This is a genomic window from Microtetraspora niveoalba, from assembly GCF_001570405.1.
GTDB classification, from domain to species: domain Bacteria; phylum Actinomycetota; class Actinomycetes; order Streptosporangiales; family Streptosporangiaceae; genus Microtetraspora; species Microtetraspora niveoalba.
Genome location: NZ_BBYM01000070.1, coordinates 1 through 12081, shown reverse-complemented (window position 1 = coordinate 12081; position 12081 = coordinate 1). Strand labels below are relative to the sequence as shown.

Here is a 12081-nt window from a genome sequence, read left to right as displayed (position 1 = left end):
GGCTGGCGGAGTCCGGTGTCGCGCATCTGGTGTTGACGAGTCGTCGTGGTACGGCGGCGCCGGGTGTGGACGAGCTGGTGGCGGAGCTGACCGGGCTGGGTGCCCGGGTGACGGTCGCGGCGTGCGATGTGGCCGATCGGGACGCGGTGGCGGGTGTGCTGGCGGGGATCCCGGCGGACGTCCCGCTGACAGGCGTTGTGCACACGGCGGGTGTTCTGGATGACGGCACCTTGGACGCTCTGACGCCGGAGCGGTTCGGGGCGGTGCTGGCGGCCAAGGTGTCGGGGTTGGTGCATCTCGATGAGCTGACCCGGGATTGCGAGCTGGATTTCTTTGCGGTGTTCTCGTCTCTGGCGGGGGCGGTGGGCAGTGCGGGGCAGGGTAATTACGCGGCGGCGAATGCGTTCTTGGACGCGTGGGCGGAGCGGCGGGGTGATGCGGGTCTGCCGGGTGTGTCGGTGGCGTGGGGGCCGTGGGCGCAGGACGGTATGGCGACCGGCCAGGCGGTGACGGAGCGGTTGCGCCGTAGTGGTGTGTCGGCGATGGATCCGCGGGTGGCGGTGCGGGCGTTGGCCCATGCCGTGGGCCAGGATCAGCCGAGCCTGGTGGTGGCGGATATCGACTGGTCGGTGTTCGCTCCCGTCTTCGCGGGGACCCGGCCGAGTCCGCTCATGCGGGACCTGCCCGAGGCAACGGTCGCGGCGCCGGAAGTGGAGCCCACCGATCACGGCGCCGCGCTGCGGGAGAAGCTCGCGGCCGTGCCGGTCTCCCGACGGCGCCGCATGCTCCTCGACCTGGTGCGCACCCGCGCGGCGGTGATCCTCGGTTACGGCGACATCGACGAGGTCGCGCCGGAACGGGCGTTCCGTGATCTCGGGTTCGACTCGCTCACCAGCGTGCAGTATCGCAACCTCCTCCAGCACGAGACCGGCCTGAACCTGCCGGCCACGCTGGTGTTCGACAACCCGACGCCCGCCGCGCTCACCGCGTACCTCGGTCGAGCGCTGCTTCCGGACGAGGCCGAACGTGACGGGGCGGGCCATGGCGAGGCGGGCCGTGCGGAGCAGGTGGCCGCCGAGATCGATCGGCTCGAAGCCGGGCTGGTACGGCTCACGCCGAGCGAGAGCGAGCGGGCGGACATCGCCGCCCGGCTGCAGGGCCTGCTGGCCCGGTTCGCCGCCACCCACGCGACGCGACCGGACGACGCGCTGGTCGGCGCCAGCGCCGACGAGGTCCTCGACCTCATCCAGAAGGAATTCGGGGGCCCGGCTTGACCGGCGTCGAGACCCGTTTCGAGACAGGAGAGATCAGTGGCTGACGACGAGAAGCTGCTTGAGCATCTCAAGTGGATGACGACGGAGTTGCGCCAGGCACGCCGCCGGATCCTCTCCCTTGAGGAGCGCGCCCAGGAGCCCATCGCGATCGTCGGCATGGGCTGCCGCTTCCCGGGCGACGTCCACTCGCCCGACGATCTGTGGCGCCTGCTGGCGGACGGCACCGACGCGATCTCCGGCTTCCCGGCCGACCGCGGCTGGCACGACGACGGAAGGGGATACAGCCGTCAGGGCGGGTTCATTGCGGACGCCCACGAGTTCGACGCGGCCCTCTTCGGCATCAGCCCGCGCGAGGCGTTGGTCATGGATCCGCAACAGCGGCTGCTGCTGGAGGTCGTCTGGCAGACGCTTGAGGCCGCGGGTGTCAATCCGCGATCACTGCGCGGCAGCCGGACCGGTGTGTTCATGGGCACCAACGGCCAGGACTACAGCCTGCTCGCCCTCGCCGCACCGGAGGGCGTGGAGGGGCACATCGCCACCGGCACCAGCGCCAGCGTCATCTCCGGCCGCCTCGCCTACGCCTTCGGCCTCGAGGGGCCGGCGGCAACGGTCGACACGGCGTGTTCGTCGTCGCTGGTGGCGCTGCACCTGGCGGTGCAGGCGCTGCGGAACGGCGAGTGCGAGATGGCGCTGGCCGGCGGAGTGTCGGTGATGTCCACCGCGGAGGTGTTCGCCGAGTTCGACCGGCAGGGTGGGCTGGCCGCGGATGGACGGTGCAAGGCGTTCGCGGCTGCGGCGGACGGCACCGGCTGGGGCGAGGGTGTCGGTGTCCTGCTGGTGGAGCGGCTTTCGGACGCGCAGCGGCTCGGGCACGAGGTGCTCGCCGTGATCCGCGGCAGCGCGGTCAACCAGGACGGCGCCTCCAACGGCCTGACCGCTCCGAACGGTCCGTCGCAGGAGCGGGTGATCCGCCAGGCGTTGGCCGGCGCCCGCCTGTCCCCGTCCGAGGTGGATGTCGTGGAGGCGCACGGCACCGGTACGAAGCTCGGTGATCCGATCGAGGCGCAGGCGTTGCTGGCGACCTACGGTCAGGAGCGGGACCACCCGCTCTGGCTGGGGTCGATCAAGTCGAACATCGGGCACACCCAGGCCGCCGCCGGCGTGGCCGGAGTGATCAAGATGGTGCTGGCCATGCGCCACGGGACGCTGCCCGCGACGTTGCACGTGGACCGGCCGACCCCGCACGTGGACTGGTCGGCGGGCGCGGTGGAGCTGCTGACCGAGGCGAGGCCGTGGCCTTCCACGGACCGGCCGCGCCGGGCCGGGGTCTCGTCGTTCGGGATGAGCGGCACGAACGCGCACGTGGTGGTGGAGCAGGCGCCCGAGGTCGCGGTGGCGGAGGAACCGCCGCCGTCGCTTCCGGCGGTGCCGTGGGTGGTGTCGGCCAGGAACGCCGAGGGCTTGCGGGCGCAGGCGGCCCGGCTGGCGGAGTGGGCGAAGTCGTCCGAGGTGGATGTCGTCTCCGTGGGCGCGGCGTTGGTCCGCTCTCGCGCGGTGTTGGAGCATCGCGCGGTGGTGGTGGGCGCCGATCGTGACGACCTGGTCGACGGTCTGGCGGCGACGGCCGAGGGAGCGCCGGCGGCCGGGGTACTGCAGGGGGCGGCGGGTTCCGCCCGTGATGTGGTGTGGGTCTTCCCCGGTCAGGGCGCGCAGTGGGCGGGGATGACCCGGGCGCTGATGGCGGAGTCGGCGACGTTCGCCGAGTCGATGGCGCGGTGTGACCGGGCGCTGTCGGAGTTCGTCGAGTGGTCGTTGGCGGACCTGCCGGATGAGGACCTGGCACGGGTCGATGTCGTCCAGCCGGTGCTGTGGGCCGTGATGGTGTCGCTGGCCGCGGTGTGGCGATCGTGGGGTGTGCAGCCCGCGGCGGTGATCGGGCATTCGCAGGGAGAGATCGCGGCAGCCTGCGTGGCGGGCGCGTTGTCGCTGGAGGACGGCGCGCGCGTGGTGGCGTTGCGCAGCCGGATGCTGGCGGAGATCGCCGGTGACGGGGGCATGGTGTCGGTGATGTCGCCGGAGGCCCGGGTGCGGGAGTGGCTGCCCGAGGGAGTGTCGGTGGCGGCGGTGAACGGCCCGGCCTCGGTGGTGGTGTCCGGTCCCGCGGCCGCTTTGGAGGAGCTGCTGGCGCGCTGCGAGAGCGCCGGGACGCGGGCTCGGCGGGTCGCGGTGGACTATGCGTCGCACTCGCCGGAGATGCGGCGGCTGCGTGACCGGCTGCTGGCCGAGCTGGCCCCGATCGCGCCGCGGGCCGCCCACACGCCCCTCGTCTCGACCGTGACGGGCGAGCCCGTCGACGGCGCCGAGTTGGACGCCGGGTACTGGTTCGAGAACCTGCGGCGCACGGTGCGCTTCCAGGACGCGGTGGAGTACGCCGCACGGTCGGGTCACCGGGTGTTCGTCGAGGTCAGCCCGCATCCGGTGCTGCTGCCCGCGATCGAGGAGACCGTTGAGGGCGTCGCGGTCGTCGGGTCGCTGCGGCGGGACGACGGCGGTCTGGCGCGCATGCTGAAGTCGGCGGGCGACCTGTTCACCCGGGGCGTCGACGTCGACTGGACGACGGTGTTCGAGGGGGTGTCGCCGCGCCGGGTCGATCTGCCCACCTACGCCTTCCAGCGGCAGCGGTACTGGCTGACGCCCAAACCGTCGACCGGCGACCCGGTGGAGCGCGCGTTCTGGGACGCGGTCGAGAGCGCGGACGTCGAGACGCTGGCGGCTCAGCTCGACGTCGACGTGCCGGCCCTGACCGCGGTGTTGCCGGCGTTGGCGTCGTGGCACGAGCGGCGCCGTGCCGAATCGATGCTGGACTCCTGGCGCTACCGGGTCACGTGGAAGCGGCTGGGCGAGCTTCCGGCGGGCAGGCTGGACGGCACGTGGCTGGTGGTGGCCGCCGACGACGGCCTGCCGGAGGAGGTGGCCGACGCCGTCGAGCGACACGGCGGGAAGGCGGTCCGGCTGGTGCTGCCCCGGCCGGACCGGACGGAGATGGCCGCACGCGTGGCCGAGGCGGTGGGGGCGGCCCCGATCGCTGGTGTGATCTCCCTGGTCGCGTTGCGGGAGGGGGCCGCCGAAGGGCACCTGGATCTGCCCGCGGGCATGGCCCAGCCTGTTCTGCTCGTGCAGGCGCTGGCCGACGCCGGCGTGGTCGCTCCGGTGTGGTGGGCGACCCGCGGCGCCGTGTCGGTGAAGGCCGGCGACGACGGGCTGGAGCCGGCTCAGGCGGGGATGTGGGGGCTGGGCCCGGTCGCGCGGGCGGAGAGGCCGGACCAGTGGGGTGGCCTGGTCGATCTGCCGCGGAGTATGGACCGGAAGGCTCTCACCCGGCTGGCCGGGGTCCTCGCCGGTGGCGAGGACGAGGTGGCGATCCGGGCGGACGGCGTGTTCGCGCGCCGCCTGGTCAGGGCGCCGGCCGTCGGCAGACCGGTCCGCTCGTGGTCGGCGGCGGGCCGCACCGTCCTGATCACCGGCGGCACGGGCGCGCTGGGCGGGCATGTCGCCCGCTGGCTGGCCGACAACGGCGCGGGCCACGTGCTGCTGCTGAACCGGCGGGGCGCGGACGCCCCCGGCGCGGCCGACCTGCTGCGGCAGATCGCCGAGCGGGGCTGCCGGGCGTCGGTGGTCGCCTGCGACCTGGCCGACCGGGAAGCGCTGAAGCAGGTGCTGGACGAGATCCCGGTGGATCTTCCACTGGGCGCGGTGATCCACACCGCGGCCCTGCTGGACGACGCCCTGCTGGACTCCCTGACCCCCGCTCAGATGGAACGGGTGTGGCGGGTGAAGGTCCAGGGAGCGCTGCACCTGCACGAGCTGACCGCCGGCCTGGATCTGTCGGCGTTCGTGCTCTTCTCCTCGCTCGCCGGCACCTACGGATCCGTCGGCCAGGGCAACTACGCGCCGGGCAACGCGGCCCTGGACGCGTTGGCGCGCCACCGGCGGGCGCGGGGACTGCCCGCGACCTCGATCGCCTGGGGACACTGGGCCGGCGCCGGGATCGGCGGCACGGCCATGGAGGAGACGCTGCGGCGCAAGGGCGCGCGCTCGATGCCGCCGGACCTCGCGACGGGCGCACTGCGGCGCATCCTCGACGACGACGAGACGTCGATCGTCGTGACGGAAGCCGACTGGAACCTGCTGGCGGCGGAGGCGGTGCCGTCCCTGGCGAGAGACCTGGTGGAGGCCCCGCCGCGGGACGCGGCGCCGGAGCAGGCCCGATCGGTGTTGTCGCGGCGGCTGCACGAGGCGCCGCGGCAGTCCTGGTACGGCGTGTTGCTGGACGCCGTGAGGGTCTACGCCGCCGCGGTGCTGGGCCACACCCGCCCCGACGCCGTCGAGGAACACCGGGCGTTCCGGGACTGCGGGTTCGACTCGATCAGCGCCGTCGAGTTCCGCAACAAAATCAACGCGGCCACCGGACTCAGCCTGCCCGCGACCCTCGTGTTCGACCGCGCCACGCCCGCGGCGCTCGCGAGCCACCTGGTGGAGCTCCTGTCCGGTGAGGTCTCCGCCGCCGACTCGCTCCTGGAGCGGTTGGAGCGACTCGAGGCGGGGTTCGCGGCCATGACCGCCGACGAGCGGGCGGCGATGGCGAAGGGGGACGGCTCCGGCGGCGAGATCGCGGTCCGGCTGGAAAGGCTCCTGTCCGGCTGGGCCGGGACGGGGAACGGCCAGGCCGGCCCCGAGGAACTGCGTCTGGACACGGACGAGGAACTGTTCGCGTTCATCGACACGAAGCTCGGAAAGTCTCGTGCCGCGGATGTCGAGCTCCCCGCAATCAGTGAAGGTAGGTGAAAACGATATGACCGACGACGCCAAGTTCCGCGAATATCTTCACTGGGTCACGGTCGACCTGCACGAGACCCGGAATCGCCTGCGGGAGCTGGAGGACCGTGATCACGAGCCGATCGCGATCGTCTCGATGGCGTGCCGGTTCCCCGGCGGAGTGGATTCACCGGAGCGGTTCTGGGCTTTGTTGTCGTCCGGCGGCGACGCGGTGGCGGATTTTCCGAAGGACCGGGGCTGGGAAACGCTGCTCGAATCGGGGATCGCCGAATCCCGCAGGGGCGGGTTCCTGTCCGACGCCGCTGAATTCGACGCGGGCCTTTTCGGCATCAGCCCGCGCGAGGCGTCGGCGATGGATCCGCAGCAGCGGCTGCTTCTGGAGACCGCCTGGGAAACGCTGGAGCGGGCGAATATCGACGCGGCGTCGTTGAAGGGGAGCAGGACCGGGGTTTTCGCGGGAACCAACGGCCAGGATTACGCCGCCCTGGTGGGCGCCGACGGCGAAGCCGTCGATTTCATGACGACGAGCAACACGGCCGCCGCGTTGGCGGGCCGGGTGTCTTATGTCTTCGGGCTCGAGGGGCCCGCGATGACGGTGGACACGGCGTGTTCGTCGTCGCTGGTGGCCGTTCATCTGGCGGCACAGGCCCTGCGCCAGGGGGAATGCACCCTCGCGCTGGCGGGCGGGGTGACCGTGATGGCGACGCCCTGGGTTTTCGCGGCTTTCGACCGTCAGCGGGGATTGGCGGCGGACGGGCGGTGCAAGGCGTTCTCGTCGTCGGCCGACGGCACCGGCATGTCGGAGGGCGTCGGCCTGGTGCTGCTGGAGCGGCTGTCCGACGCGCGGCGGCACGGGCACGACGTGTTGGCGGTGATCCGCGGCAGCGCCGTCAACCAGGACGGCGCGTCGAACGGGTTGACGGCGCCGAACGGGCCGTCGCAGGAGAGGGTGATCCGTCAGGCGTTGGTGAACGCCCGTCTCGCACCGTCCGACGTCGACGCGGTGGAGGCGCACGGCACCGGGACGAGGCTCGGCGATCCGATCGAGGCGCGGGCGTTGCTCGCGACCTACGGACGGGGGCGGCCGGGAGACCGTCCGTTGTGGCTGGGGTCGGTGAAGTCGAACATCGGTCACACGCAGGCGGCGGCCGGTGTGGCCGGTGTGATCAAGATGGTGCTGGCGATGCGGCACGGTGTGTTGCCGGCGACGTTGCACGTGGACGAGCCGACCCCGCAGGTGGACTGGTCGGCGGGCGCGGTGGAGGTGCTCACCGGGGCCCGGCCGTGGCCGGAGGCGGATCGGCCGCGCCGGGCCGGCGTCTCCTCGTTCGGCGTCAGCGGCACCAACGCGCACATGATCCTGGAGCAGGTGCCTTCGCAGCCGGCCGAGCCGCCGGCGGACGACGCGGGTCCGGTTCTGTGGCCCCTTTCCGGGAAGACCGCGGCCGCGCTCCGGGCCCAGGCCGCTCGGCTCGCCGCACGCGTGGACGGCGGACGTGGGGACCGCCCGGCCGACGTGGCGTGGACGTTGGCGACGGGGCGCACGGCGCTGGCTCATCGGGCGGTGGTGCTCGGAGGCTCGGAGGCGGCGAGGGAGGCGGGTCTGGCCGCGCTGGCCGAGGGGCGGCCCTCCGGCCAGGTGGTGCCGGGTGTGGCCGGTGACGGGCGGACGGCGTTCCTGTTCACCGGTCAGGGTTCGCAGCGGGCCGGGATGGGGCAGGGCTTGTACGAGTCCTTCCCGGCGTTCGCGGACGCGTTCGACGCGGTGTGCGTGGAGCTGGACGTTCGGCTCGATCGGCCGGTCCGGGACGTGCTGGTCGACGGGGTCGATCTCGATCAGACGGTTCACGCGCAGGCGGCCTTGTTCGCGGTCGAGGTGGCGTCGTTCCGGTTGCTGGAGTCGTGGGGCGTACGCCCGGACTTCCTGCTGGGCCACTCGATCGGTGAGATCGCCGCCGCACACTGCGCCGGAGTGCTCTCGCTCGAAGACGCGTGCGTGCTGGTTGCGGCGCGTGGCCGGTTGATGCAGGCGCTCCCCGCCGGTGGCGCGATGCTGGCCGTCCAGGCGTCCGAGGACGAGCTGACCGATGACCGGGTGGACATCGCGGCGGTCAACGGCCCGGCCTCGGTCGTGGTCTCCGGGGACGCCGAGGTGATCGACGAGCTGGCGGCCCACTGGGCCGCTCGGGGCCGCAAGACGAGCCGGTTGACGGTGTCGCACGCGTTCCATTCCCAATTGATGGAGCCGATGCTGGCCGAGTTCGCGGCCATCGTGGAGACGCTGACGTTCGACGAGCCGCGGGTTCCGATCGTGTCGAACCTGACCGGCGAGGTGGCCGAGCCCGGGCTGCTCACCTCCCCGGCCTACTGGGTGCGGCAGGTGCGTGAGGCGGTCCGCTTCGCGGACGGGGTCAGGTGTCTGGGCGAGCGTGGTGTGTCGCGGTTCGTGGAGCTGGGCCCGGACGGTGTGCTCTGCGGGCTGGCCCAGCAGGCGGCCGAGGGGATGTTCGCGCCGGTGCTGCGCCGGGATGAAGCGGGAGTGCTACGCCGCGATGAAGCGGAGACGGCGCCGGCCCAGCAGTCCGTCGACGCGGTGTTCGCGCCGGTGATGCGCCGCGACCGGGACGACACCGAAACGGCGCTGACCGCGCTGGCCCGGTTGTGGACGGCCGGCGCCGACGTCGACTGGACGTCCGTGCTGCCGGGCGGCCGTCAGGTGGAGCTTCCGACGTACGCGTTCCAGCGGCAGCGGTACTGGCCGGAGCCCGTCGCGACGGCGGGTGACGTCGCGGCTTTGGGACAGACCGCGGTGGGGCATCCGTTGCTGGGCGCGGCGGTGACGACGGCCGCCGGCGCGGCGGTGCTCACCGGGCGGCTCAGCCTGGCGAGCCACCCCTGGCTCGCCGACCACGCGGTGCTCGACACCGTCCTGGTGCCCGGCACCGCCTTCGTGGAGATGGTGTCGCGGGCCGGTGAGCACGTCGGGTGCGACCTCCTGCGGGAGCTGGTGCTGCGGTCGCCGCTGGTGCTGCCCGAGCGGGGCGGCGTGGCGATCCAGGTGAGCGTCGGGGTCGCCGACGAGTTCGGTGATCGCCCGGTGGAGGTGCACTCCCGCCCGGAGGAGGAGGGCGCGGAATGGGCGTTCCATGCGAGCGGGGTGCTGGCCTCGGCCGCCGCCGCGCCGGATGAGCGTGACGCGGTGACGGCATGGCCGCCACCCGGCGCCCAGCCGGTCGACCTGGACGGCTTCTACGACGGACTCGCGGCGCTCGGTCACGGCTACGGGCCGGCCTTCCGGGGACTTCGGGCCGTCTGGCGCGACGGTGGCACCGTCCACGCCGAGGTCGTGCTGCCGGAGGGGATGGAGCCCGGCGGGTTCGGACTGCACCCCGCACTGCTCGACGCCGCCCTGCACGCGGTGGGCTTCTCCGGGCACATGCCCCCTTCCACCCGGTTGCCGTTCGCCTGGACCGGCGTGCGACTGCACGCCGCCGGGGCGTCGACGCTCCGCGTGAGCATGACGGTCGACGCCGCCGGCATCTCGCTTCGCGCCGCCGACGGCGCCGGGGCGCCGGTCGCCACCGTCGAGTCGCTGGTGCTGCGTGACGTCACGGCCGAGCAGGTGCGCCCGGCGGCGGACCCGGGCCTCCGCAACGCGCTCTTCAGCGTCGACTGGGTCTCATTGGGAAGCGGTGCGGCCGCGGCCGACCGCTCGACATGGGCGGTGCTCGGCGAGGGCGCCCCCGACATGGCCGCACCCCGGTTCGCCGGGCCGGCCGACCTGGCGGCGGCGCTCGACGACGGGGCGCCGGCGCCGTCCGTGGCGGTCCTGCCGGTGCCCGGCACACCGCCCGGCGCGGCGGACGACGACATGCCCCACCTCGTGCGCGAGATGACGGCCGGCGTGCTGGACGTCGTGCGGGCCTGGCTGGACGAGGAGCGGTTGGCCGGCATCCGACTGGCGGTGGTGACGCGCGGCGCGGTGCCCGTGGCCACGGCCACGCCGGATCCGCCCGCCGCGGCGGTCTGGGGCCTGCTGCGTTCCGCGCAGACCGAGAACCCCGGCCGGATCGTGCTCGTGGACCTGGACGCCGACGCCGACGCCGACCTCGACGGCGACGGCGGGTGGCGGGCTTTCGTGGCCGCGGGCGGCGAGCCGGTGCTCGCAGTACGCGGCGACCGCGTGCTCGCCGCCCGGCTGGCTCGCCCGTCCGCCGGGCTCGCGGTGCCGCCCGGCCCGGGCGCGTGGCGCCTCGACGTCACGGGCGAGGGGACACTGGACAACCTCGCCCTGGTGGCGGCGCCGGACGCGGACGTCACGCCCGGCCCCGGGCAGGTGCGCGTCGCGGTCCGTGCCGCCGGGGTGAACTTCCGCGACGTCCTGATCGCGCTCGGCATGTACCCGGACCGGGCGCGGATGGGCGCCGAGGCGGCCGGCGTGGTGGTGGAGGCCGGGCCGGGTGTCGAGGACCTCGTCCCCGGAGACCGGGTGTTCGGCTTCTTCCCCGGCGGCATCGGCTCGTACGCGGTGACGGACCGGGACCTGCTGGCCCGCATCCCGGACGGCTGGTCGTTCAGCCGGGCGGCGTCCGTCCCGGTGGCGTTCGCGACCGCCTACTACGGGCTGCGCGACCTCGCGGCCGTCCGGCCGGGCGAGTCGGTGCTGGTGCACGCCGCCGCGGGCGGCGTCGGCATGGCGGCCGTGCAACTCGGCCGTCACCTGGGCCTGGACGTGTACGGCACGGCCGGCCGGGGCAAGTGGGCGGCGCTGCGCTCGTCGGGACTCGACGACGCGCACATCGCCTCCTCCCGCGATCTCGGATTCGAGACGGACTTCCGCCGGGCCACCGGCGGCCGGGGCGTCGACGTGGTGCTCAACTCGCTCGCCGGCGAGTTCGTGGACGCGTCGTTGCGGCTGCTGGCGCCGGGTGGGCGGTTCATCGAGATGGGCAAGGCCGACATCCGGGACGACTGCCCGCGGCCCGACATCCAGTACCGGGCGTTCGATCTGAGTGACGCGGGCCCGGTGCGGATGGGGGAGATCCTCGCCGAGGTCATCGCGCTCTTCGACCGCGGCGTGCTGCGGCCGTCGCCGACGAAGGTGTGGGACGTCCGGGACGCGGTCGACGCGTTCCGATTCATCGGCCAGGCCCGGCACGTGGGCAAGAACGTGCTGACCGTTCCTGTGCCGCTCGACCCGGCGGGCACCGTCCTGATCACCGGCGGGACCGGCACCCTCGGCGGCCTGCTGGCGCGCCACCTGGTCGCCGAGCACGGGGTCCGCCACCTGCTGCTGCTGAGCCGCCGTGGCGGGGCCGCCGCCGGTGCGGAGGAGCTGGTGACGGAGCTGGAGAACATGGGCGCGCGCGTGACCGTGGCGGCCTGCGACGCCTCCGATCGGGCCGCGCTCGCCGCCGTGCTCGCGGCGATTCCCGCCTCGCACCCGCTGACCGGTGTCGTGCACACGGCCGGCCTGATCGACGACGGAGTCTTCGGCGCGATGACCCGCGCCCGCCTCGACGACGTGCTGCGGCCCAAGGTGGACGCCGCGATCAATCTGCACGCGCTGACCGAACACATGGATCTGTCCATGTTCGTGCTCTACTCGTCCGCGGCCGCGACGTTCGGCACCGGCGGGCAGGCCAACTACGCCGCCGCGAACGCGTTCATGGACGCGCTCGCCGCCCACCGCCGGGCCCGCGGCCTGCCCGCGCAGTCGCTCGGCTGGGGGCTGTGGGAGAAGGCGAGCGGGCTCACCGGGCACCTGCTCGGCGCGGACGCGGGGAGGCGCGGCGACCGGCTCGGCATCGCGTTGACGACCGAACAGGGGCTGGCGCTCTTCGACCGCGCGTCGGCCATGCCCGCGGCCCACCTGCTGCCGGTCCCGCTCGACCTCGCCGCCGCGGGCACCGCGGCGGCGGCCGAGCCGCCGCCCCTGCTGCGCGGCCTGGTGCGTCCCGCGATCCGGCGG

Annotated in this window: 3 protein-coding genes; all 3 read left to right on the top strand. The window is 73.7% G+C overall.

Annotated elements, in window-relative coordinates; translation table 11 throughout:
* The first annotated feature begins 2 nt into the window (after window positions 1-2).
* Window positions 3-1274, top strand: coding sequence for a type I polyketide synthase (locus tag AWQ70_RS36840; protein WP_281197194.1), 1272 nt, complete (start codon window positions 3-5; stop codon window positions 1272-1274).
* A gap of 36 nt (window positions 1275-1310) precedes the next feature.
* The gene (locus AWQ70_RS36835) at window positions 1311-6119 is read left to right on the top strand and encodes a type I polyketide synthase (protein WP_169808803.1); all 4809 of its coding nucleotides are present in this window, start codon (window positions 1311-1313) and stop codon (window positions 6117-6119) included.
* A 7-nt stretch (window positions 6120-6126) separates the two neighbouring features.
* Window positions 6127-12081 (top strand): type I polyketide synthase (locus tag AWQ70_RS36830; protein WP_157530926.1); only part of this gene is annotated, 5955 nt, incomplete at its 3' end.